Here is a 22,742-nt window from a genome sequence, read left to right as displayed (position 1 = left end):
GCAAGGCATTCGGTGGTAGTTGACGCGGCCGTCTTCGAGCTCGACGACTGATATGTCGGGGTTGTGGCTCTCGGCCCACTTGTTGAGGAGGTTTCGGACCGCGGTCCGGCACCCGGCGTAGTCGAATACCCCTGCCATCCCGGTGAATTGGATGTGGGTGTCCGGCTCGTCTGGCCGAGGTGATAGTGGTTCGGACTTACGCATTGGCGCTCACCCCTCGTACCTGTATGCCCGGATCGCGGTCACCACGTCGTCTGGCGATGGTCGGTAGGAGTCGGTCGGCGTCGCGAGCCATCGGCAGGATCGGTCGCGTGGCGTCGGTAGTCGGACTTCGTGCCCATAGGGGACGATCTGCGCCGTGGCCGCGGACAGCATCGCGAATATGGCATAGTCCCGGAGGTGGTGATGGACAGGTGTGGTGAGCATCGTCCACCAGGCCTCGGACGTATCGTCGAGCTCGACTATCACTGGCCCGGGATGGGCCAGTCGGGCGCGGACGGGCTCGCCGAGTTTCGCAGGCATTCGTATTGCCCCGGTATTGCCGGCCCGCAGGTAGATAGGGCCGGTCCCTTCGAGTAGGAAGGCGTCCAACCCGCACACATGCCGGTAATGGCGGCAACGATCTGCCGCCCTGTCAGCGAATCGCGGTGCACTCATCTCGATCCCCTGCTCGAAAGTGGCCGTGCGAGGACAGAATGGTGGTCATTTCGCTCCCCCATATTCCGCTGTTTCCATTTCAAGATTGAGCTTGTTTCAATGACTCAGGGTAGACAAGACGCAGACGATCGATATCGTGCCGAAAGTCAAGGCCAGAGCAGGAAATTTCGCATCCGAACCGGACAGGATTGTTGCGAGCGGAAAGCACCGCACCCGGCGCATGGTGTGACGGCAAAATCGACGGATCACCGAGTTCTGTCGGAGCCCAATCCGAACAGGGAGCGTCCGTAGTGGGGACCACCCAGTAGCCTTGTCTACATGAACAGCGGCTCCGAGCCCCACACTGCCTTGAACGACAGGCCATCTCCGCTACGTCGATTCGACCCCGACACGCCGAGGAAAGGCGACCTCACCCGCGAGAGACTCCTAGACTGCGCAGAGGCCCTGCTCCACGAGATGCCGGTACGGGACTTGACTCTCGAACTTGTGGCCAAGAACGCCCGCATGTCACGGTCCGGGCTCTACTTCTACTTCGACAGTAAGTGGGCGCTTGTCGACGCCCTCATCGAACGAGTCAGCGCGGAAATGTTCCAGCGCACCATGCTGACCTCGGCCGAGATGTCCCTCGAGGCGTTGTTCACGCAAACGCTCAACGCCGTGGTGGAAGGCTGGCGCACGCACCGCGCCGTGCTACTCGCAGCCGTCGAAGGCTCCACCCACGCCGACGAGGCCACCGACCGATGGCGCTCGATGATGAACGAATTCGTCACTTCCATCGTCGATGTCGTCGACCGCGAGCCCGGCACGTCCGTTCAGCAGGCCGTCGCCCCGCTCGGCGGATCTCGCGGCGTCGCCGAAATCGTGTGCTGGATGGTCGAACGCAACCTCTACATGCTCTTCTCGCGACCACACAGCGATGCCGAGGAGAAGATCACCATCGATGCACTCGGGATCGCCTCGCGCCGGATCGTCGGCCTTGCTCCGGACTCGTCACCTTCATAATCGCCAACGCCGGGTGCTACCCGGTTCCCAGAATCGCGGCGCACACCTGTCGTGTGATGTCCGCGGTGTTCGCGAACGACCGCAGATGTAGCGTCTCTGCGATGTCGTTGATGGGGTTCAGGACGGCCAGGACCCGGACAGGAGCTCGATAAGGTTCTGATCCGGGTGGACTTGGCGCACGAGCTGCACCCATTCCTCGATGTAGGCGTACTGCGCGCCGCGCGGAGACGGTGGCACTGCTCCAGCGCGAGCTGGTCGGCCTCGAAGGTGAGCAGCAGCTTTATCAGTGGGGCATTCTCGAAGGCGAATTCGCTGTAGCTGGCTAGGAGGCGGCGAAGGGCGTCTGCGGGACCGGTGGATCGAGCGAGGTCCCGGCGCAGGTCGGCCTCCAGGATGCCGGTTCCCTGGTTGAGGAGCGCGATCAGGATCTCGGCTTTGCTGGCGAAATGGTTGTAGACGCTCGGACCAGCGATGCCGACGGTCGCCCCGACAGCGTCCATTCCGTCACCTGCGAAGCCGCGCAGGGCGAACAGCTTTGTCGCAGCGGTGAGTATGGCCGCCCGTGACGGCCACCACGATGTGTCATTATCGCCGGGAGTCCCGGCGACCGGCTGCAGCGCTGGGATCGCAGCGGTCATTACCGCGTCCATCATGTTGGCGATGACGCGCACGAATCGTTCGGTCGGCGGTGCAGGTCCACTTGGACGGTGTAGTCGAGATGCCGCACCTCGCGGTGCCACAGCACACCGAATACGCGCTGCTCGAGCGCAGTAGTGGCGAGGGTGGTGGCCGGGTCGTCGCGCAGGTACCCGACATCCGCTTGCTACAAGTCGATCCCGACAGCGCTGTCAGCGTGGCCGCGGGCAGACTCCGGCTCCTCAATGGCATCACCGTCACACCCGACCAACGCAGGCTTATTGTCGCCGAAGCCTTCGGCGCATGCTTGTCGGTCTACGACCTCGACAACGCCACGCTGTCCAACCGCCGCACCCTGTGCGCACCCGGCGCACCAAACGGAATATCCGAAGTCGACGGCCAGGGCTGCGTCTGGGTGGCCAGTCCACTAACCAACCCCGCGCTGCGCATCACCCTGAGGGCGAATGCGTCGAACAAGTCATCAGTGATCGTGACGTCTACGCCTGTGCCCTCGGCGGATCGGACGGCCGCACCCTCTATCTCTGCACCGCGACCACCAACGACCCCGACGAAGCCGTCTGTACCAGGGAAAGCCGACTCGAGACCGTGGCCGTCGCGACCTAGTGCTGCGTTCCTCAAAGGTGATAGATAAAACGGCGGCGCAGGATTCGCAGTTCCGGTGTGGGGGTCCCAGACCCAGGGTCGTGCGGCGGTGGCTTGGCGGGTGGCTCGGTCGATCTCTGTGTGGTCAGCGAAGGTCTGGCCTGCGAGGGCTTCTCGGCGAGAGATTCGCCACCATGCTTCTTACAGGTTGAGCCAGCAGGCCCCGACCGGGATGAACGCGTGTTTGATCCCGGGGTGGGTTTCGAGCCATTCGCGGGTGGATTTGCTGTTGTGGCTGGACAGGTTGTCGGTGATCACGTAGATGTCGCCGAGGGGGTTGGCCTGTTCGATCAGCTCGAGGAAACGCTGGTAGTTCACCCTGTTGCGGGAGGACGCGGTGAGCGCGATGGCCTGTCCGTCGCGGACGCGGATCGATCCGTATACCCAGACCTTGTGCGGTCCTCGCGAGTATTCCAGGGGTGCCTTGATCCGCTGCCCGTCGACCGACCAACCCTGCTCGGGGCCGAAGGTGCGAGGCGATACCGGCGCCCGTCGGATCTAATCCCCGGGCGCATGCCGGGTCGCACCAATTACGAATCTTGCGCTCCTCCAACGAATCCCGTGCAGGACGCGCAATCAACACCTTCGACAGAACCCACCTCAACCACACCCGAACTACCAAGACCGGCAACAAGATAGATGATCTTTGAGAAACCTAGCACTAGCGAGATCAATCACCAGATTGAACCATCCGATATGGTGTCGGCGCCGCCCCTGCTGGTCACCATCCGAAAATCGACGTCCGCGCCGGAAACCTCACCGCGAGCGAGCAACCCTCCTCGACCGATATCCAGCACAAAGGTGCCCGAAGAAATCTTTGCCAGTAACCAGAACCGCAACTCGCTCCCCGGCGGACGTCCGGTACGGACAGCCAATTTTCGAGCGGTGACCAGCAGAAACACTACACAGGCCATCCCGGATGGTTTTATCTGGTGATCGATCTCAATAGGCTCGGTTTCGATAAATAGGATGCATGTACTAATGCGGTGGACTGGAATGTTTTCCTGGGCAACGGCTGCGGAATTACAGTGAAATCATAATATTTGAGGTAAGGACGACCGTTCCGGAGTCCGGAGGGTAGTTCCGGAGCGGTCACCCGGCGACGATAGACGGTCGGTGTTGTCTGGTTGCATGCAGCCCCCGAAGCGGAAGAACTCACGGAATGGATGGTTCGGAAATGAACCTCGATGGCTCGGCCCGCGTCATGATTGCTGTGGCCAATTGCATTGCGGGACCTTCAAGTTTCGCGTCGTGGATCAAAGAGTCGTTCGCCGCCACATTCAGCACGCTCGACGAGGTCCCCGGGGTCCGGGAATTCCATTTGCGTCGACTGACTGCATCCGGTGAGCACTGCCTGCTCGTATCGATCACCATCTGGGACGACATCGAGCACTTCGAGTGGTGGCGCACGAGCGCGGCCTTCGTGGCCGCGCACCCCGACCGCAAGGCGTACCAGAGCGAATTCCGTCGAATGCGGTCCATCCGGTACGACATAGCCACTGTCCCCGCGACGACCATCGATGACCTCGATGCCGAGGTCGTCCGCCGACTGTCGGCCGAACACCCAGATCTGGTGTCGACAGATAGCAAGTTCGTGAACGAAATCCATTGGACGTCAGCGGAAGTGGACCGCCCACTCCGCTAGACGCATCCGGGATGACAACACTGGCGGTAGGCGATGTCTACCGCGCCGTGGCCGACGAACTGCACCGATTGTGTCCCGGACTGCGGTTGCTGCCGTCCTCGTTGGACGCCCCTGGCAATGGCAGGCTGCCTACGGCGACGGCGCAGGGTTGGCAGTGGTGCAGCACACGTCGGGCAGTACGACAGCATCGCGCGGGGTGATGTTGTCGTACCGAAACATCTTGGCGGGCTTGGCCGCGATCGTGACCTCCTCGGCGACGACTCGCGCCGACGTTTGGGTGCAGTGGACGCCGCTCCATCACGATATGGGCCTGTTCGGAATACTTTCCAGCGTGCTGAATGGCGGCCACACCTACGCGATTGCGCCGCAACTGTTCATCCGGCGACCGGAGCAATTCCTTGCCCTGATCGCCGAGGTGGGCGGGACGCTGATGACCGGTCCGAACTTCAGCTACGACCTACAACGACTTTCAGGAATCCCCGCCTCGGCGCAACGGACGTCGTCACCGAACCAGGACTCGGGCAGATACAGATCGTGATCGATCAACGCCCGCCCGGTGCTCCCGACGTAGGCGAGGAACACCCCGCGCTGACAATTCTTCACACGCCCGCCGTGCCGGAATACTGGCGCTGACACCGGCCGACTTCCTGCCCGTTGAAGAACGCAGCACTACCGAGATCAATCACCAGATGGAACCATCCGGTATGGCGTCGGCGCCGTCCCTGCTGGTCACCATCCGAAAATTGACGTCCGTACCGGATACCTGACCGCGAGCGAGTAACCCTCCTGCACACCTCGTACCGATATCCAGCACAAGGTGCGAAGCAATCTTTGCCAGTAACCAGAACCGCAACCCGCTACCCGGCGGACATCCGGTACGGACAGCCAATTTTCGTGCGGTGACCAGCAGAAACGCTGCACAGACCATACCGGATGGTTTTATCCAGTGATCGATCTCGCTAGCCTCGATTTCAATAAATAGCCGAAGGGTTACTGACGTGATCCTGGGGCTGACATTGCATTGAAGCCTGTGGTTATTCGAGGGGAATCCACAGTCAAAGTCTATGCGGAATGGTCAGCCCCACTGATCGTCACTGACCATTTCGTCAAGAAACGAATCGACAAAGAACCCCACTCAACGCGTTTCGGGGTTGGGGTGGGGCTTGGTGGGCGACCCACCTCTCACGCCATGCAGTCTCGACGAATGGAGAGCGCCGCGATGGCCGATTCCGCTACGGATCAGCGTTGTGCGATACCTGAAAGGGCCGATGAGCGACCGCCCGCGACCGGCTCGAACGACCAGGGCCAGGCCCGACTGAGCATCGTGGTGGCCTCGCGCGATCACGCGTTCACGACCGTCGTGTCACAGGCGATCGGGCAGGTGCTCGACGCCCCCCGGCCCTCGACGACCGTGCCGCAGGAGGCCGATGATTCACGGTATGCGATAGCCCTGCGCCGCGCGTGCGGATTCGTCCAGGGCACACTCGATCGATCGCAGGTGACCGTCACGGTCGTCGACGACCTGTGCGCGTTGCCCGGCGGCTCGCTCGACGACTCGCCCAGTCCGCTGGCGGACGGTCCGCAGCGGTGGTCGGCCAACGGCACGATGCTGTTCCTGGTGGACGCGCAGACCGCCGCCGAGGGCGCGGACCCCTGGCAGAGGCAGGAGAACGCGCTCGCCGAGTTGGACCGGATCCGGCAGCGGACTGGCATCGGCCTGAGCGCGTATTCGGTCGTTCTCTACGACGAACTCGACGCGGGGCGGGTGTACGCGCGCACCAAGTGCACGGTGCGTCAGCGTCCCAGCGTGGACTGGGTGCTTGCGGCTGAGGCCGTGATGGCGCTCGCAGATCTGGTGGAGGCTCGTCACCTCAACCCCAAGGCCATGCTCCCAGGCAGCCAACCGCCGGTCACACTCGCCATCGAGCTGGCCCGATTCCTCAGCGGCCAGTCGTCGGCGTGGGGACTGCATTACTTCACCGGATCGATCGTCTCCCGCCTCATCGAAGAGCTCGGCAACATCGCCCGCCAAGCGGGCAACCCTGTGCTACGCGGCCCGACCGAGCACTCGCTGGCCTGCGGCGCTCTGGCGCGTTGGCAACTGCGGGGTGAACCGTTCATCCTGGTCGCCACGTCCGGCATGGTGGACGAGCTGCGCGGCACCTTGGCAAATCTCCGCCACGACCGGGCCCCGGGATTTCTCGTCTTCGGCGAGGCCCAGCCCGGCGAGTGGTATCCATTCCAGGGAACGGTCCACGCCGGCGAGGACGCACGTGCGGTGTTCGCCGCCCGTCGGGTGCCGTGCTTCTACCTGCACGACCCCACCAACCTCGGCGCCGATCTCGCCGAGGCCTTCGAGGCCTACCGGTCCGGACGCGGCCCGGTAGTGCTGCTGGTCGGCGCGGCTGTGCTGCAGTACAGCGGGCCTGTGCGGATCCCACCGTCGCCCGCGCCGGCCCGCCCGCCCGCCGACGACCGGGTCGAGGTCTTGCGAAACGATCCGGTCGAGGCCGCGGCGCATACGCTGAACGACTCACCCATTCCCGTGCTGTGGCAGTGCGGCGCGCTGACCGGCGAGGAGACCGAACTGGTGTACGCCCTCGCACGCCGTGCGGGGATAGCGTTGACGGACACCGTGACCCGGCCGGGCACGGTATCCGCCTACCATCGCGGCCGACCGGTGCACGAGTACCTGGGCACGCTCACCCTGTACGGGTTCTCGCCGGCCGTCTGGCGGTTCCTGCACCCGGACGGAAAGCTCCGTCCGCGAGACCGGCTGGAGCTGCTGTTCCTCAACACCGCCATCCCCGACCTGGACACGCCGTTCAACCAGGCCACACTCACCCGCAACCTGCACGTCACCCAGGTCACCGAGCACGCCGAGCAGGTCGCCCCGTTCACCGACCGGGCCATCCTCTGCCAGCCCGGAGACTTCCTGCGCCGCCTGAACGCGCTGGTCGACCCCGACGCCGAGACAGTGCGTCTGCGCAGACGCGCCATGGTCGACGCCCTCGGCGGCGAACCCGACCTGCTGGAGGTGGTGCCGTCGGCTCCGATGCACCCGGAGTACTTCTTCGCCGGCCTCAACCAGACCCTCATCCGGCTGATCGAGGCCGGGTGGACCTACACGGGCGTCTACGACGTGGGCCGCGGAGCGCTGTCGGCGATCCGCGATCTGGTCCGTACCGGTCCGGGCTTCTCCGGGTGGTATGGCCGGGCGCTCATGGGCGACGCGCTGTCGGCTATCCCGACGCTGGCCCTGACCTCGGCCGACAACATCGTGGCCTTCATCGGAGACGGCGCAGCCCAACTAGTGCCGTCGATCCTGCCCACTCTCGCACAGCAACTGCGCTTCGAGGGCGCCCGTATCAAGGGAAACCTCACTGTCTTCTACCTGGTCAACGGCGGATTCAGCATCATCCGCACCTACCGCGAGCTGTACCAGTCCGCCACCGCTGACGCCCAGATGTCCCTGCTGACCGAATTCGACGCACCGTGGCAGGCCCGTTGGGGCGGCGTCGACGTGCGGCGCGAACAAATCACCGCTTTCGATCCCGATGCCCTCGAGGAGAGACTGACCGCGCCGGCGACCGTGAACGTCTTCGACGTCCACCTTGCGCACGACAACGCCAACATGGGACCGCTGGCAATGCGCACGTGGCGGAATCGAGCTTGACCAGCCCGTCGCCGTGCTCGGCGACATGAGGACGAAGAAGGGACACAAGTGAGCGAACGCTGGTTCTCCCCGGACGAACTCGATCAGATGTCCCGGCCCACGATGGACCGCGCGATCGAGGCCCTCGATCGAGGCGACGCGGCCGAAGCGCGACGCCTGTGCGAGCAGATGCGCTCGGAATGGCGCCACCTACACGACCTGATGGCCGAACAATTGCTCGGGCTGGTCACCTTCATTCAGCAACGCTTCGGCGAGGAGAAAATCGCCGAAGCCTGGGAGCTCGATGCGAAGCAAAGGGAGCGACGATGAGCAACGGCTTGGCAGGTAGAACGGCGCTGATCACCGGCGCATCCCGGGGAATCGGCCGCGCGATCGCATTCGCGCTGGCCGCGTCCGGGTGCAACGTGGTGCTCTCCTCGCGCAGGCAGGACTCGTTGGATGTGGTCGCGAAGGAGATCACGGCCGCGTGTCCGCGCTCGGGGGTGTTGGCCAAGGCCGCGCACGTCGGCGACCCGGACCAAGCGCGCGACTGCGTGGCTGCGGCGGTCGCCGAGTTCGGCCGGGTGGATGTGCTGGTCAACAATGCCGCAACCAACCCGTACCTGGGGCCGATGGTCGACTTGGACCTGCCCCGTGCACACAAGACCGTAGAGGTCAATCAGATGTCCGTCATCGTGTGGACACAGTTGGCCTGGAAGGCTTCCATGGCCGAGCACGGCGGCACGGTGGTGAACATCGCCTCCATCTGCGGCATGGCCACCGAGCCGCCGGAGGCAGGGATCTACAACACCACCAAGGCCGCGGTCATCCACCTGACTCGACAGTTCGCGGTCGAGCTGGCACCCAAGACGCGGGTGAACGCGATCGCGCCGGGCATCGTGCGCACTCAGCTGAGTAGGGCGATGTGGGAGAACCGTGAGCAGCAGCTCGCGGCGACGGTGCCGCTGGGCCGGATCGGTGAGCCGGAGGACATCGCTAAGGCCGCGGTGTTCCTGGCCGGCGACGACTCGTCCTGGATGACCGGGCAAACCGTCGTGGTGGACGGCGGCACGCTGATTCGGCCCACAGTGCACATCGCGTGAGCGTCGCCTCTCCTGCGCAATTCGGCGCCAACCGGGGTGCCGTCCGCGGCCACGGTCGGGAGGCGAGGAGCATCCGCGCGGTCCGGTGCCCACGACTTGGCCCGTTTCTATGACGGTCTCGGTACTGTTCACGACGGAACACCGGCGAACAACGGAACCCCGGCAAACATTACCGCTATTGGCCATTCATATGGCTCGCTAACTACAGGGCTGGCACTGCAAGAGCCAGGCACCCATCCGATCAGTGATGCGGCATTCTGCGGGTCGCCCGGCATCGAGGCAAATACACTAGGCCAGTTGGGATGGCCGAACGGCCATGTCTATGTGATGCGGCCGACGACGACCCTATCAAGTGGACCTACCAAGGTCAGGACATCGCCGACAAAGTGCTTCCGGGCACCATTCGCTTGGCCATGCGCTGGGCTTCGGCGATTTCGGCCCGGACCCGACAAAGAACCTGAACTTCACCCAGCTCGACACTCACCCATCCGTGGTGCCGGATGGTCACGGCGGTCAAGTTCAGTTGGACGGGGCGAGCGGACACAGCGAATACCCCCGACTGGGCAGCAACGGCCAACCCCGTACACCCGGCTATAACATTGCGGCCGTCGTTGCAGGTCTGGCTCCGCAAAATGAGATTCTGGCGAAATGAGGCTGATGACCGTCCCCCGAGGTACCCGCCCACTGGCTGCGGTATTCGGCGTCGCCGCCACCGCGCTACTGACGACGGGATGCGGCTTGACTGACAAACCTTACGCACCAACACCTCCCAGCGAGTCCAATAAGGCATTGGTGAAGCTTCTCGATCTGCCTTCGCTGGAGGACACCCAACGACAAGTCCAAGCAGCCGTTGACCAAATAGTATCGGCGGCAAGTTCCCTAATGCCTGGTATCGCCTGGGCACCGAAGCATGGCACGACCTCGGCGGGCTGCCCGCCGCCGTATGAGGGGTTGGGCGGTGAATTGATGTACTTGCCTGACCAGGTTTCCACCGACATTCCCGTATCCGAACAGGATTGGGCGAAGATCTATCAAATCGCTCACGACACTGCCTCCAAACTTGGGACGACTGGAGTCGAGATAAACAAGAACGCACCTGGCAATCACGACGTGCGGTTCTTCAACGACACCGGAACAGCGATTATCCTGAGCTATCAGGGAAATCTGGTGATCTCCGGCGATACTGGCTGTCGCTTGCCGAAAGACAAAAGCAGGTCGGCTGCTCCGTCGCCGAGTACGACCGGCCATCCCTAAAGAGGCGTTGACATGGATGATCCAGACGCCAAGTTGGGTGAATTGATGGCCAAGGCAACGCAGGTCAACGCCGAGATGGCGGAAAGTCAGGGGTCGCGCTGAGCAAGCCTTCGGTGGAGTGAAGATTGAAGTTGCCGCCGACGGGACGATCACCGGCCTCACTGTCGCCGATGATCTCCCGCATCGTGACACTGTTCAGCTTGCTCGTTTGATCCGCGACGCACACCGACTGGCTCTAGACAACGCGAAACGGGCTGTGCAAGAACTTGCCGCGGTGCCGGCCAGCCGCCGCTTGTAGAACGCGACCAGCTCGCCCGCCTCGGCCGGGATACCAGCCTGGGCGCAGAACTGCTCGACCAGCGGCGCGCACTCGTCCCAGCTCATCAACTGCGCGTGCAGGTTCGCATACGAATCAGACCCGGCCACCGCGATATCACCCGAGCGCAGCTCGGCCGCCAGATATGAGAACACGCACACCTCCAGATGCCGGCGTGACAACATCCCCGGTCTGCGCTTGTCCCGCAACACCTTCCGCCACAACTCACTGGCGAACGCATCGACGTTTACCCGCACCACGGTCTTGACACCGTCACGTTCGAGGACCACGGTCTCGCCGATCCAGTCCCCGCGCCGGTCCCGGACCGCCCGCACGAACTCCACCGCGTCGGCCACGGCGCGCTCCGCAGTCACCGGCTCCAGCTCGATCGAATCGACCAGTGTGAACAGCGCTTTGCGATGCGAACGATAGAACCGCTCCAAACAACGGCAGATAGTTGCTGCCGTGATCCGCCGCCACCGCCCTCGAGCACCTTCAGCATCAACTGGCCATGCCGCCGCTGCCGATCGCGGCGCTCCAGGGCCTGCGGAGTCAGGCGACGGCCCATCGTGGCCAGGAACCGTCGCCGCTCGGCGGGCAGCACCGACAGGTCGAAGCGGTCCGCCCAGGCCCCGCAGGAACCCCAGCTTGTCCACCTCGGCCTTCACCGCGCTCGCCGAGGCCTCCACCGGCCCGGTCGACAGCCACCGCAACCGCGACACCCCCAACGACGGGTCGACGACCAGCAACGCGTCCAACCCCGCGCACCGCTCCGGCGCAGCCGATCGTAGGTTTCGGTCTGCGCCTGCTCACGTGCATGAGCGACCCTGCGCACCAACGTGTCCAGACTCGGCCGGATCACCCGCGCCGACATCAGGTACTCGCACGCGAGGTTGAACAGCAGCGTCGGAGAATCGTGCTCCATCGCCCGCGCCAGCAGGAACTCGTCGCGTTCCTTCAACTCCAGCGGCACGGCCGACCGCCAACCCAGGAACTGCGCGACCAGCCGCAGATGCTCGGTCCGGGTCTGCACCCGCTTCCCGTACGAACGGATCAGCGACGCATCAACTTTCAACTGCTCGGCCAACCGGGTAACCGCCACCGGCGGCGCGGCCGCCACCCGGTCCGGCACGAAACCCAGTCACGGCAACGCGCACAACGCCACCGACAGACCAAGCCGTTCCACAGGACCGCGCCCCGCCCCGGCGTCAGAAACGCGATATCGGACGGGGTCAACGTGAAGAACCGGAACAACTCCTCGCGGCCGATCTCGGGAAACTCCCGCAGACGGGCCAACTCCTCGTACGCGAACACCCGCGTTGCCACGAAACACGACCTCCAGCACACCGACCAACCTCATCGGTAGCCAAGCCAAGCACTACCCGGCACCACCCGCAGCAACAACACCATCGCTGCTGGTCAAGCCATTGATGTTGTTTTCCGCGCGAGTACCGGGCCCCCTCAGGTGCCATCGTGAGGGATGGGTGTGAATGATGGGGGCTGCTGGTCGGGCAGGTCGATGACGGTGGACTGCCATTCGCCCGAGAGCAGGGCGTAGAGGTACGCGACCAGGCCGCCGGGATGATAGTCCCATTCCCCGCGCAGGTCGGTGAACACGACGGGCCACTTATCGGGGTCTGGGTCACTGGTGTGCCAGTACCCGTATTGGCCTCCAGACGCTCCGCCCCAGCCGAAGACGGGCGGCGGGTCGCCGCGTTCGATCGTCACCGGCTGTATCGACCCATCAGGCAACCGCCACTCTTCGTCACCGGTCATTGTGTCGAGTATCTGGCCGAACTCATCGCGCAGATGCGAACCCATCACCACGATTCCACGCTCGGGCGGCACCGGCGCCCACACACCAACGTCGTCGCGGAACAGGCCGCGCCCGTAGGCGTCGATTAGCTGCTTGTAGTCACCGGGCAACGCGAAGCCGAGTTCCCGCTCCACGCTGCCCCAATCGAACCGTGCGCCGCCCGCCGGCGGCATGAGGGCCAGAAGATCGTCGAATGCCGTCATGAGCTCAGACGATATTGGTGATGGTTTGGAATGTCGAGAAGCCCCGATCGCCGACGGCACCGACGATGATCTCGGTCGGCGGGGCGTTGTAGCCGTTGCGGTACCTGCTCAGTCAGGCCACGGAAACTGATCGTGCCCGCTTCGGCGACGGCCGACTCGGTGCGGCACCACCATTCCCGGCTCAGCCTCTCATCGGCTCCGAATGCCAGTGTCCAGCGGCGGTGATGGGCCTTGCAGAACGCGGACGTGCCGCTGCGCGCACGCCAGCACATGACTAGATGATTGATTCCAAGGGGTGGGTGGCCCGCACAGCGGGCCACCCACCCCTTGGAATTAGTGGTCGTAAGCGGTCAGTGATCGATGCACCGGTGTGCTGGTGGTGTCGTTATGCCAGATGGCGGCGGTGAGCGCGAGGATGCGTTGCAGGACACGGACGGTGACTCCGGCGACGGTGCGCCCTCCATGGCGTTCCAGATCGAGCTGGTCTTTGAGTGTGTGGTTGATCGACTCGACGACCTGCCGCAGCGGTTTGAACAGGGCGGCACCGGGCCGTTGCGCCTCGCCCTTGCGTGCCGGACGCAGTAGCCGTAGCCCGGTCGCGGCCAGTTCGGTCTCGAATCCGGCGCCGAAGTAATTCTTGTCGCAGATCAAGGTCTGTCCCGGCCGCTCGGCCGCCAGGGTGGGGTCGGCGGCCAGGATGCCCATCAACGTTTCTCACTCATCGGCTTTCGCGCCGGTCAGCGCGAACCCGATCGGCAGGCCGCCGAGGGGGGCGATCAGGTGCAGGCGCAGGCCCCAGAAGTAGCGTGAATGCGAGGCGCAGTACCCATATTCGGCCCATCCGGCCAGGTCGGAGCGTTTGACGGTCTCGCGAGAGCGGCCGCATTCGACCGGAGTGGAATCGGCCACCCACACGTCGTCGGTCCACAAGCTGGTATCGGCGGCAAGCACCCTGATCACCACCGTGATCAGGCCGGCAGCGCGGCGCAGCCGCTTGTTGTAGCCGGGCTGTTGCGGCAGATACCGGAACAGATGCCGCAGATGCCGCAGATGCCTACGGGCATACCGCAGCCAGCGGGCCTCGGAAGTGAACCCGAGCAGCGCCTGCATCACCGCCAGGGTCACCAGTTCGGCGTCGGCCAGCTGCGGGGCGAACCCGATCACCGGACGTCGTGGGGCCAGATCAGGCCGAGCCTTCACCAGGTCGTCGGTTTTGACATAGAGTGCGGTCGCGAGGGTGTCGATGTCATTGCTCACAACCTTGATCTTTCGGCACCCTCGCCCACATTCACATCGAATACGATTCCCCAGCAACAACTTTCACGCCGAACCGGACATGCCGGCCATCGCTATCGGCAACACCCACCACGCAGTCAGCAGCACAACCGCGCACCACATCCCTTGGAATCAATCATCTAGGCCCGAATCCGGCCGGCCACCGCGATATCACCCGAGCGCAGCTCGGCCGCCAGATATGAGAACACGCACACCTCCAGATGCCGGCGTGACAACATCCCCGGTCTGCGCTTGTCCCGCAACACCTTCCGCCACAACTCACTGGCGAACGCATCGACGTTTACCCGCACCACGGTCTTGACACCGTCACGTTCGAGGACCACGGTCTCGCCGATCCAGTCCCCGCGCCGGTCCCGGACCGCCCGCACGAACTCCACCGCGTCGGCCACGGCGCGCTCCGCAGTCACCGGCTCCAGCTCGATCGAATCGACCAGTGTGAACAGCGCTTTGCGATGCGAACGATAGAACCGCTCCAAACAACGGCAGATAGTTGTTGCCGTGATCCGCCGCCACCGCCTCGTGCGCCGCGCTCAACTGCTCGACCCCGCCACCGCCCTCGAGCACCTTCAGCATCAACTGCCCGGCCCGCTCGAACACACCAGCTCCCGATGAGGGCGCGGTAGAGGGTGGAGCGTCCGATGCGGCAAGCGGGGTCCGCTTTCGAGAAAAGTCACGTTAAACGGTTTTGCTATGACCGAACAGGTGCCGGAGCGCGCTCCAGCGCAGTAATTCGCGGAGTCACTCGCTCAAAACGGTTCCGTTCGCCCAGTACAGCACAGTCGCTACCGCAGATAAGGGATTTTTACCTGCGGTTACCGTCACTTTTCTCGAAAGCGGACCCCACTTGCCCAGTCGCGCCGCCAGTCGGCGATCAGCTTGCGGTCCCCGGCGTCCAGATGGCCGCTGTTTCATTGGCGGTGGCTGTTCTACGGGATGCTCGGCCTCTTCGTGTTCTTCGCGCTGCTGATCATCTTCTGACCACACCCCGAAACCATTGTGCTATTCCGGCTGCGAGGCCGCCACCGCCAGCCAGCGCGCTGCAGTCGAGACCTACGTCGCGGCGATCGGCGAGCTGGCCGCACTGACCGACGAAGTCCTCACGGTGTGCGCGACGCTGTCGCAGCAGACCATCGAGAAACTGCTCGCCAAGTCCGACCTCAAGGTCGGACTTGAAGCCCTCGAACAGATCGCACGAGGACAACAGCCCCTGACAACGCTGAGGGCTTCGGGATGCATCGGTTGTACGGCTCGCCGGCCGGGGAACAGCCAGCGCGAGCCACGGTTGGTGGCGGTATTCATGTTGGTGCGCTGGTCAATCCAGGCGAGCAGGATGTCGGCGACCGGATCCGGCAGGCCAGCCCTCCCCTGCGGCAGGGTCCGGCACGCGGCCGATCCAACTGACCACGTCACGTTCGTCGTCGTCGACAACTTCCAGCGCGTAGACCAGCACCGGCTCGACGTCGAGAGCGCCGACCCGCACATCGGCGAGCGCGGCGGCCAGCCGGCCCGCGAATTCCGGCACGAGGTCGAGGAAGTCGCGATTCCACTGCGCCAGCGCGGCCGCGCGACGGCCTGCTGCGGCGCCGGCCGCCGCGACCGGCAGCCAGGCATCGGGCAGTCCGTTCGCGTCAGCCGCCACCTCGATGTGAGCCCCGAGACTCTCGACGTAGCGCAGACTGCGACGGATCTCGTCCAGGTCGACGGCCATCAGTGTGCTTCGGTCCGGACCATCTGGGCGACGAGGTTGGTGAGCTGAGCCAGGACCCTGCCTTCGAGTTCGATTTCGTTCCACCACCTCCTTGAGCGGCGGCAGCCCTGGCACCACGTAGCCTCCAGGAATCTTGTCCTTACCCGCCTGGATATTCGCGATGGTGGATTTGTGGGGCGCCGGAATCGGCGCCGGTAGCGTGGCTGTATCGGATTCACCGGGCGTCGGGACTGGTGTGGTCGCGGATGGCTGCCGTCAGCGCCACCAGACTGAGGGCGAGATATCCGAGGCTGGCGGTGGTGATGGCAGCGTGTGCGGACAATCGGGCAGCGATGAGTGTTCCGATGCCGATGCCGAGGAGCGCGAGTCCTTCCATTCCGGTGCTGGCGATCGACATGACGCGCGCGATCTGGGTGTGTTCGGTGCGGGTTTGTAGGGTGCCGTAGACGGCGGCTACCAGGAGTGTTCCGGCGAAAGCGGACAGCAACTCGAAGACGATGACCAGCGGGTATACCAGGTGTGGCAGGTGCGAGGCGGCGAGTAGGCAGCCAGCGGCGCTGGCGGAGAGCATGCTCGAGACTGTGATGAGTAGCCACATGTGCAGTCGAGTCAGGGCTCGGTGTGCGAGCAAGCCGCCGGAGATTCCGCCGAGAGCGCCGAAGGCGTAGAGGACACCAACCAAGGCAGCGTCAATGCCGAGCGTCCGGATCAGATAGACCAAGGTGACCGGTGCGATGACGGAGCCGACGATGCCCGACAGCCACAATAATTGGACCGGGCCCGCCGCAACGACGTTGCGTGCCATCGATATAAGCGACTGCCGCGCAGCCGTGTCGGGTTCGGTGTCTGGGGCAGCGGGTTGTGTCGGGGCAGGGGTCTCGTATCGGTCCAGCCGTCGGACCAGTATCGCCGACACCGTGTTCATGACGGTGTCGGCCAGCAGGATCAGTGGTGCGGGTAGCAGTTTCAGCAGTGCCGGGCCGCCGGTCTGGCCGACGATATCCGCGGCGCTGGACAGGCTGTTGAGTGTTCCGATGGCACGAACTCGGTCGTCGGCGGGGACGAGCTGATTGACCGTGCTGTGCCCGCATGCCGACACCAGCGTTTTCGCCAGCACGACGAGTACCACGGCGACCAGCAGGGTCGTGATGGACAGCAGCCCGGACCACCACAGCAGAGGGATGAGTGCGGCGGTCGCGGCAGCGGTGATCTGGCTGTAGGCCTGCAGCCGTATCTGATGAGGTTGAGCATCGACCCACGCCGAGATCGGGATGCGGGTGGCAAGGCTGAAGGTGAGTGTGACTGCGGTGACCGCACCGACCGCGGTTGTCCCGCCGCCGAGGGTAAGGACCACGACGAGTGGTACGACAGCCTCGGCGACCGAGCCTCCGGTCAGTGCCAGGGCACGCGAGGCCAGATACAACCGCAGCGGTGCCCGACCCACGTCGGTGACGGTCATGGACGGGTACCGAAGTTGTGGGTGTCGATGGTGACTCGAGCGCAGCCGGACCTGCAGCAGTCGTCGGTGATGTCTTCGTCGCGCATGAGCACAGGATGCTCGATATCGGTGGTTGGCGCGAGTCGGCTCAGCGCGACGGTCGACCGTCGTCGAAGTGGATCGTGGCATCGGTGGTGATGACGTCGATGTGGATGCGAGCGTCGTACCCGACGACCGACAGAGGCTGGTTGTGCTGGCCGAATCCGATGTGCAGACCTGGGCGCCGTTCGTTCATGTGCGACCTGTGAGCAACGAAGGCGGGTCTGGTCTGGTTGGTTCCGAAGCCGAGTTCACCGACCCGGCGCGCATGCGGCAGTGCGAAAGCCCGTTCCAGGAACTCCCGCATCGCGGTGCCGGGGCAGTGGAACGAGCTGATCTGTGAGTCCTGGATCTGGAAGGTGATCGGTGCGTCGGCCAACCGCATGTCCAGCTCGGTGATGACATTGCAGTTCACCGCACCATCGGCGACCAATATGCCGTCGAGTCGCGCGGGGAAGGTGGCGATCTCGCCGGGCGGCAGGAGGGTGAACGCGCTGGCGGGTTCCGCCGCCGAAAATACAACGGATATACCAATCCCCTGGTCGCGTTGCATCGGTCAGCGGCTGTATCGCTAACCCCCGAGCGGTTGACGTTGCCGCGTACACGGCAACCTTTACAGATCCGACCTGCGGAAATCGGCTGTCGCCCATGGTGTCTCGCGAACGATCGTTATCTAGAGCCTTGCGTCGTCGTGGCCCGTTGACCTGGCCCTGTTCGTCAGAGCCGGTGTCGCCGACGAACAGGTGCTCGCAGGGAGAGGTCTGGTCAGCAAGGCCCGATTGTTATGGAAGTGCCGTCTCGGCTTCGGACTGGTGCGGGCTCTGCGGTTTCCGGTGCGGGGCGGATGCCCGCATGCCGAAGTTGCCCAAGAGTCTGGGCGAGTTGCCGCCGTAGCCGCTGGTCTCCTCGGTTAGTTCCCGGTTGCGGGCATTGGCGACTTCCAGGCGGCGGACCAGCGAGGCGTCGCTGCTGCGGTGATGCGCTGGCACCGATGTGGCTGGTGCGCGCCGATTCAGCTCACGTAATCGCTGGACTTCGGCTCGGATGTCGGGCTGGGAGTAGAGCCAGGATCGTGACACCTCGGCTGCATCGGCAACAGTCTGAAACGTCACGGCCGCTCCAGCGGCGTCGAGTTCACGAATGGCTCGGATCGCCTTGCTGCGGGTCAGTTCGTGCCGATGGTGGGCGGCGGCAAGAAGGTGCCGTGTGTTGTCAGCTCGCATTCGGCTTTCCCTGCGCTGGCGTGCCGGGTTCGGTCTCGAGCGCGGTGATGATGTTGGTCAGGTTGCCCAACACCTGCTGGTTCATCTCGGCGAGCCTCTGTTGGCCGCGTGCCTGGGCCGATGAGATCAGTTCGATGACCTGCTGCTGTTGGTGCCGATGCTGGGGAAGGAACTCGGCGGTCGTGCGAACATCGGACACGTCAAGCCCTATTGACTGAACTAACTTCACAGTTGGGGCAGGTCGGAGCCATTGCGGTTCGGGCCGGGTCGGTAGCTTGCCGGCGTGATCGAATCCGAGGAGAACACCCGCGATCTCGCGGGTCTGGTGGCGCCCCGGTCGGGCCGGTTGATAGCTACCGGCGAGGACTCCGAGCCGTATCGGCTGCTGGACAGCAGCGGGGTGGTGGTCGACGCGGCGGCGGTGTTCCTGCGAGAGTTGTTGGCGGCGGGGCGGCCGGCGCCGACGCTGCGCTCGTATGGCATGGATCTGTTGCGGTGGTGGCGGTTCTACAGGCCGTCGATGTCGGCTGGGACCGCGCGACTCGGGTCGAAGCTCGCGATTTCAGCTGCTGGATTCAGCTGACGGTGAAGCAACGCCGTCAGGTCGGTCGTTCCAGCGGCACTGGTTGGGCGAATGGTCGTGCGGGAGAGCCGAATTCGATAACCGGCAAGCCTGCGCTGGGCGACGGATACGCCCCGGCGACCGTGGCGCACTCGGAGACGGTGTTGCGGAGTTTCTACGACTTTCACCGGGATGCCGGCAGCGGGCCGGTTCTGAATCCGTTCCCGTTGGATCCGTCGCGGCGTTCCCGGCGGGCGCATGCGCATCACAATCCGATGGATGGGTGGGCGCGGGAGCGGGTGGGACGTTATCGGCCGAAGGTTCCGCATCGGGTTCCCCGCGCGATTCCCGATCACCGGTTCAACGAGTTGTTCGCGGCACTGGGGTCGCATCGGGACCGGGCGCTGGTGGCGTTCTGGATCTCGACGGGGGTGCGCGCGTCGGAGCTGCTGGGGCTGCGGCACTGCGACGTCGCCCCGGGCCAGCAACTGATCACCGTGGTGCGCAAGGGAACTCGCGCCGCGCAACAGGTGCCGGCGTCGGCGGATGCGTTCGTCTGGCTGCGGTTGTATCAGGAACAGTTGCACGGCCAGATCCCCCAAGGCCGCGTCCAGCCGGTGTGGTGGACGTTGCGGCGACCGCGGCGGCCGTTGAATTATCATGCGGCGCACCGGATGTTCGAGCGCGCCAACGCTGTCCTCGGCTCTTGCACGATCTGCGCCACTCTGCGGCCGCCAGAATGGCCCGCGACCCGCAGCTGACGCTGAGCGACGTCCAGCTGATTATGGGACATGCGCACCTGTCCACCACCGAAATTTACCTGACCCCGAATACAGACGAGGTGATCGCCGGGGTGCTGGCCCATCATGCCCGCACCGCCGAACGGCGCGACAAACCGGTGCCGCCACCGCCGGCACCCGGCTACGACCCACAGACGCTGAGTGTGTTGTTCGGGAGGAACTTGTGACCTCCATCGTCAAGCACAGCACCCGCAAACCACTGGCCGCCGCTGCGTCGGTCGCCGCCGAGCAGCGGCTGCGAAACGGCCAGCTGCGCACCGAATTCCCGCCACGCCTCGTGGAGGGATGGTGGCCACACACGGCAGCGACTGCCGAGCAGGTCCTCGGGCGGTTGACCGCCCCACCGTTCGCCCCCACGGCGAAAGGCACCCGGGCCGGACGACGACGCGGAGTGACCAAGATACTGAGCTGGCTGGCGTCGTTCCCGGGTGACACCTGGCAGGATCGCTGGCAAGCCAGCGGCGCCGAAGAGCATCCGGGAGCGGAATGGATCGAGCTGCCGATGGCATGGCTGGCAGCACACGGCGGAACCACCTCCTACGACTCGACCGATCTGCCGTCCGGGCTGCTGATGCTGATCTGCGGCGACATGCTCCGCCCCGGCATGGATTGGATGCTGACCCGCACTCACCGATATCTCGCGACGGTGATGGCGCAGGTCAGGGATCCGAACGGGTTCGCTCGGCTGGCCGAGCTGGCCGCCGCCGAACCGGCCAGTTCCCGGGCTGACGCGACGATCGCGACGACGCGCATCGCCGTGATCCTGGCCTGCAAGGGCGGCACCATCGCCGACATCGTCGTCGGTGACTGCGCGGAACTGGTCGACACCATGCGCCGAGTCCAGACCCGCGGCGGACAGAAGAAGGTCGACTTCTATCTCCGATTGCGCGCCGTGGGCATCTTCGGCGAACACGCGCCGCACAGCATCCGTGCTTTCGGGTTGGCCGGTGGACGGCTGACGATCGAACAGCTGGTCGACCGCTACCGCATCGGGTGCCGACCGATCCGCGACCTGCTCATCGACTACCTGCGTGAACGACAGCCGTCTCTGGACTTCGCCAGCATCGATGCGGTCTCGAGGACGCTGGCCGGCCTGTTCTGGGCCCGCATCGAGGCACTGTCTCCCGGCATCGATACCCTGCAGATCCCGACGGAGGTGATACGCGACTGGAAAGACGGCCTCGGCACGGTCGAACGCACCGCGATCAGCAGCACTGGCGAGCGGATCAAAGTGCCGGTGCCGCGGCTGAATTTGAAAGACGAGCTGATGCGGGTGCGGGCCCTCTACCTCGACATCGCGCACTGGGCCGTCGAGGACCCGGCACGTTGGGGACCGTGGGTCGCGCCCTGCCCGATCACCAATGCCGAAATTCAGAAGGCCAAGGAACGCAAGCACCGCAAGGCCCGCATGGACCAGCGCACCCGCGAACGGCTGCCCGTCCTGCCTGTCCTCGTGGCCACCGTCAACGACCGGCGTCTCGCAGCGGCCGGGCTCCTGGCCGCAGCCCAAGCGGCAGAACCCGGGGCGATCATCGACGGCACGGATGGGAACCTGCGAAAAGCTGTTGTTCCCAACGCGATCGGGCGATTCGTCTGGGCTGAAGAGGTCGCCACCGGCAAACGGCGCAACCTGTCCTACGAAGAAGAGGAAGCGTTCTGTGCGTTCGCGACCATCGAGGTGCTGCGCCTGACCGGCATCCGCTGCGAGGAACTGCTCGAACTGTCTCATCACAGCATCACCGAATATCGGCTGCCCAGCACGGGCGAGCTGGTGCCGCTGCTCCAGATCGCACCATCCAAGACCGACACCGAGCGCCTGCTGTTGGTCAGCCCCGAGCTGGCCGACATTCTCAGCACCATCGTGCAGCGCTTACGCAACCCGGACGGCTCCATCCCGCTGATCGTCTCCTACGACGTCCGGGAGAGAATCTGGAACCCGCCCATGCCGGTGCTGTTCCAGCGCGGAATCGGCAACGAACGCCGGGCTTACACCCCGACCGCGATCCGCAAGCTGCTCATCAACGCCCTCGCCGCGACCCGGCTCACCGACCCGAACGGCGACCCACTGATATTCAGCCCTCACGACTTCCGCAGGATCTTCGTCACCGACGCCATCATGAACGGCCTGCCACCGCATATCGCGCAGGTCATTTGCGGGCACAAGAGCATCGATACGACCATGGGTTACAAGGCCGTCTACCCTGCGGAAACCATTGAGGCACATCGGGCTTTCATCGCGCGCCGCCGGTCCGTTCGTCCCGGCGAAGAATACCGCACCCCGACCGACGAAGAGTGGGACGCATTCCTGTCGCATTTCGAGAAGCGGAAGGTGTCGGTCGGGACCTGTGCGCGAACATTTTCGACGCCGTGCATTCATGAGCACGCATGTGTCCGGTGTTCACTCCTGAGACCGGATCCGGCCCAGCGAGCCCGGCTCGAGGAGATCCGCGACAACCTCGAAGCCCGCATCATCGAGGCCAAACGCGAAGGCTGGCTCGGCGAAGTCGAGGGCTTGCAGGTCAGCTACAGCGGCGTCAACGACAAACTCGCCCAGATCGACGCCACGCTCCAGCGAACCACGGCAGCGACCGAGCTCGGCATCCCCGGATTCGATGCCATCTCCGGAAGGGCTTCTGCCCCATGAGAATTAAGTTCAGGGAAGCTTG

Annotated in this window: 23 protein-coding genes and 5 pseudogenes; 15 read left to right on the top strand and 13 right to left on the bottom strand. The window is 64.6% G+C overall.

The features are described 5' to 3' along the window. Positions 1-210 precede the first annotated feature (210 nt). On the bottom strand, positions 211-657 hold the full coding sequence (locus tag ACQP1G_RS16925) for a hypothetical protein (protein ID WP_433204895.1): 447 nt from the start codon (positions 655-657) through the stop codon (positions 211-213). Positions 658-975: 318 nt separating this feature from the next. Here ACQP1G_RS16925 and ACQP1G_RS16920 point away from each other — a divergent pair, with 318 nt between their 5' ends. Next, entirely contained in the window at positions 976-1,659 is a 684-nt protein-coding gene (locus tag ACQP1G_RS16920; RefSeq protein ID WP_433204892.1) for a TetR/AcrR family transcriptional regulator, read from the top strand. Here ACQP1G_RS16920 and ACQP1G_RS16915 read toward each other — a convergent pair. Further along, positions 1,545-2,297, bottom strand: coding sequence for a TetR/AcrR family transcriptional regulator (locus ACQP1G_RS16915; RefSeq protein WP_433204889.1), 753 nt, complete (start codon positions 2,295-2,297; stop codon positions 1,545-1,547). The two genes, ACQP1G_RS16920 and ACQP1G_RS16915, sit on opposite strands and share 115 nt — an antisense overlap. Positions 2,298-2,359: 62 nt before the next feature. On the opposite strand from ACQP1G_RS16915, the gene ACQP1G_RS16910 reads away from it, so the two are divergent. Further along, positions 2,360-2,947, top strand: coding sequence for an SMP-30/gluconolactonase/LRE family protein (locus ACQP1G_RS16910; protein ID WP_433204886.1), 588 nt, complete (start codon positions 2,360-2,362; stop codon positions 2,945-2,947). A 152-nt stretch (positions 2,948-3,099) separates the two neighbouring features. On the opposite strand, the gene ACQP1G_RS16905 is transcribed toward ACQP1G_RS16910, so the two are convergent. Beyond that, entirely contained in the window at positions 3,100-3,456 is a 357-nt protein-coding gene (locus ACQP1G_RS16905; protein WP_433208586.1) for a transposase, read from the bottom strand. Between the two features lie 679 nt (positions 3,457-4,135). Here ACQP1G_RS16905 and ACQP1G_RS16900 point away from each other — a divergent pair. The 3 genes from ACQP1G_RS16900 to ACQP1G_RS16890 are packed head-to-tail and all read left to right on the top strand — an operon-like array spanning position 4,136 to position 5,141. Continuing rightward, entirely contained in the window at positions 4,136-4,603 is a 468-nt protein-coding gene (locus tag ACQP1G_RS16900; RefSeq protein ID WP_433204883.1) for an antibiotic biosynthesis monooxygenase family protein, read from the top strand. An 11-nt stretch (positions 4,604-4,614) separates the two neighbouring features. After that, the gene (locus ACQP1G_RS16895) at positions 4,615-4,803 is read left to right on the top strand and encodes a hypothetical protein (RefSeq protein ID WP_433204880.1); all 189 of its coding nucleotides are present in this window, start codon (positions 4,615-4,617) and stop codon (positions 4,801-4,803) included. Continuing rightward, positions 4,803-5,141, top strand: coding sequence for an AMP-binding protein (locus ACQP1G_RS16890; RefSeq protein WP_433208584.1), 339 nt, complete (start codon positions 4,803-4,805; stop codon positions 5,139-5,141). Before ACQP1G_RS16895 ends, ACQP1G_RS16890 begins: the two co-directional genes overlap by 1 nt. On the opposite strand, the pseudogene ACQP1G_RS16885 reads toward ACQP1G_RS16890, so the two are convergent. Beyond that, a pseudogene (locus ACQP1G_RS16885) lies at positions 5,069-5,235 on the bottom strand (transposase); the annotation flags it as partial. The gene ACQP1G_RS16890 and the pseudogene ACQP1G_RS16885 overlap by 73 nt on opposite strands. A gap of 572 nt (positions 5,236-5,807) precedes the next feature. Here ACQP1G_RS16885 and ACQP1G_RS16880 point away from each other — a divergent pair. The 5 genes and pseudogenes from ACQP1G_RS16880 to ACQP1G_RS16860 all read left to right on the top strand — a co-directional run bounded on the left by ACQP1G_RS16880 (position 5,808) and on the right by ACQP1G_RS16860 (position 10,615). After that, complete coding sequence (locus tag ACQP1G_RS16880) at positions 5,808-8,279, top strand: hypothetical protein (protein ID WP_433204877.1); 2,472 nt, start codon at positions 5,808-5,810, stop codon at positions 8,277-8,279. Positions 8,280-8,327: 48 nt separating this feature from the next. Then, positions 8,328-8,588, top strand: a complete 261-nt coding sequence (locus ACQP1G_RS16875) for a hypothetical protein (protein ID WP_433204874.1) — start codon at positions 8,328-8,330, stop codon at positions 8,586-8,588. Continuing rightward, positions 8,585-9,361, top strand: coding sequence for an SDR family oxidoreductase (locus tag ACQP1G_RS16870; RefSeq protein ID WP_433204871.1), 777 nt, complete (start codon positions 8,585-8,587; stop codon positions 9,359-9,361). The genes ACQP1G_RS16875 and ACQP1G_RS16870 overlap by 4 nt, the downstream gene beginning before the upstream one ends. 75 nt (positions 9,362-9,436) lie before the next feature. Beyond that, positions 9,437-10,013: pseudogene (locus ACQP1G_RS16865) on the top strand (alpha/beta hydrolase); the annotation flags it as partial. Beyond that, positions 10,010-10,615 carry an LppA family lipoprotein gene (locus ACQP1G_RS16860; RefSeq protein WP_433204868.1) on the top strand — a complete coding sequence of 202 codons (606 nt, stop codon included), beginning with the start codon at positions 10,010-10,012 and terminating at the stop codon, positions 10,613-10,615. The pseudogene ACQP1G_RS16865 and the gene ACQP1G_RS16860, both read left to right, overlap by 4 nt. A gap of 195 nt (positions 10,616-10,810) precedes the next feature. Here the strand turns inward: ACQP1G_RS16860 and ACQP1G_RS16855 are convergent, their stop codons facing one another. The 5 genes and pseudogenes from ACQP1G_RS16855 to ACQP1G_RS16835 form a co-directional block, all read right to left on the bottom strand. Then, entirely contained in the window at positions 10,811-11,374 is a 564-nt protein-coding gene (locus ACQP1G_RS16855; RefSeq protein ID WP_433209599.1) for a hypothetical protein, read from the bottom strand. Positions 11,375-11,409: 35 nt separating this feature from the next. Beyond that, positions 11,410-12,257 (bottom strand): annotated as a pseudogene (locus ACQP1G_RS16850) (DUF4158 domain-containing protein); the annotation flags it as partial. A 135-nt stretch (positions 12,258-12,392) separates the two neighbouring features. Beyond that, a complete protein-coding gene (locus tag ACQP1G_RS16845) occupies positions 12,393-12,950 on the bottom strand; it encodes a hypothetical protein (RefSeq protein ID WP_433204865.1) in 558 nt (185 codons plus the stop codon). A gap of 333 nt (positions 12,951-13,283) precedes the next feature. Further along, positions 13,284-14,207 (bottom strand): annotated as a pseudogene (locus tag ACQP1G_RS16840) (IS982 family transposase). Between the two features lie 158 nt (positions 14,208-14,365). Then, on the bottom strand, positions 14,366-14,722 hold the full coding sequence (locus ACQP1G_RS16835; protein ID WP_433204862.1) for a hypothetical protein: 357 nt from the start codon (positions 14,720-14,722) through the stop codon (positions 14,366-14,368). Positions 14,723-15,240: 518 nt separating this feature from the next. Between ACQP1G_RS16835 and ACQP1G_RS16830 the strand changes: the two genes are divergently transcribed. Continuing rightward, entirely contained in the window at positions 15,241-16,002 is a 762-nt protein-coding gene (locus ACQP1G_RS16830; RefSeq protein ID WP_433204859.1) for a hypothetical protein, read from the top strand. A 166-nt stretch (positions 16,003-16,168) separates the two neighbouring features. Here the strand turns inward: ACQP1G_RS16830 and ACQP1G_RS16825 are convergent, their stop codons facing one another. The 4 genes and pseudogenes from ACQP1G_RS16825 to ACQP1G_RS16810 form a co-directional block, all read right to left on the bottom strand. Beyond that, positions 16,169-17,413, bottom strand: a complete 1,245-nt coding sequence (locus ACQP1G_RS16825) for an MFS transporter (RefSeq protein WP_433204856.1) — start codon at positions 17,411-17,413, stop codon at positions 16,169-16,171. A gap of 127 nt (positions 17,414-17,540) precedes the next feature. Then, positions 17,541-18,044 carry a hypothetical protein gene (locus ACQP1G_RS16820; RefSeq protein ID WP_433204853.1) on the bottom strand — a complete coding sequence of 168 codons (504 nt, stop codon included), beginning with the start codon at positions 18,042-18,044 and terminating at the stop codon, positions 17,541-17,543. A gap of 229 nt (positions 18,045-18,273) precedes the next feature. Then, positions 18,274-18,714 (bottom strand): DUF6262 family protein, encoded by a 441-nt coding sequence (locus ACQP1G_RS16815; RefSeq protein ID WP_433204850.1) that lies wholly within the window; start codon positions 18,712-18,714, stop codon positions 18,274-18,276. Next, positions 18,704-18,918 (bottom strand): annotated as a pseudogene (locus ACQP1G_RS16810) (hypothetical protein); the annotation flags it as partial. The gene ACQP1G_RS16815 and the pseudogene ACQP1G_RS16810, both read right to left, overlap by 11 nt. 79 nt (positions 18,919-18,997) lie before the next feature. Between ACQP1G_RS16810 and ACQP1G_RS16805 the strand changes: the two are divergent. The 4 genes from ACQP1G_RS16805 to ACQP1G_RS16790 are packed head-to-tail and all read left to right on the top strand — an operon-like array spanning position 18,998 to position 22,720. Continuing rightward, positions 18,998-19,297: a hypothetical protein gene (locus ACQP1G_RS16805; RefSeq protein ID WP_433204847.1), complete on the top strand. Its 300-nt coding sequence runs from the start codon at positions 18,998-19,000 to the stop codon at positions 19,295-19,297. 2 nt (positions 19,298-19,299) lie between these two features. Further along, positions 19,300-20,037, top strand: coding sequence for a tyrosine-type recombinase/integrase (locus tag ACQP1G_RS16800; RefSeq protein ID WP_433204844.1), 738 nt, complete (start codon positions 19,300-19,302; stop codon positions 20,035-20,037). Further along, a complete protein-coding gene (locus ACQP1G_RS16795) occupies positions 20,016-20,243 on the top strand; it encodes a hypothetical protein (protein WP_433204842.1) in 228 nt (75 codons plus the stop codon). Before ACQP1G_RS16800 ends, ACQP1G_RS16795 begins: the two co-directional genes overlap by 22 nt. After that, positions 20,240-22,720, top strand: coding sequence for a tyrosine-type recombinase/integrase (locus tag ACQP1G_RS16790; RefSeq protein WP_433204839.1), 2,481 nt, complete (start codon positions 20,240-20,242; stop codon positions 22,718-22,720). The genes ACQP1G_RS16795 and ACQP1G_RS16790 overlap by 4 nt, the downstream gene beginning before the upstream one ends. Positions 22,721-22,742 lie beyond the last annotated feature (22 nt).

It is taken from the genome of Nocardia sp. CA-107356, from assembly GCF_050946365.1.
Taxonomy (GTDB): Bacteria; Actinomycetota; Actinomycetes; order Mycobacteriales; family Mycobacteriaceae; genus Nocardia.
Note: the sequence above shows the minus strand (reverse complement) of the source record. Positions and strands in the feature narration are given on the sequence as shown.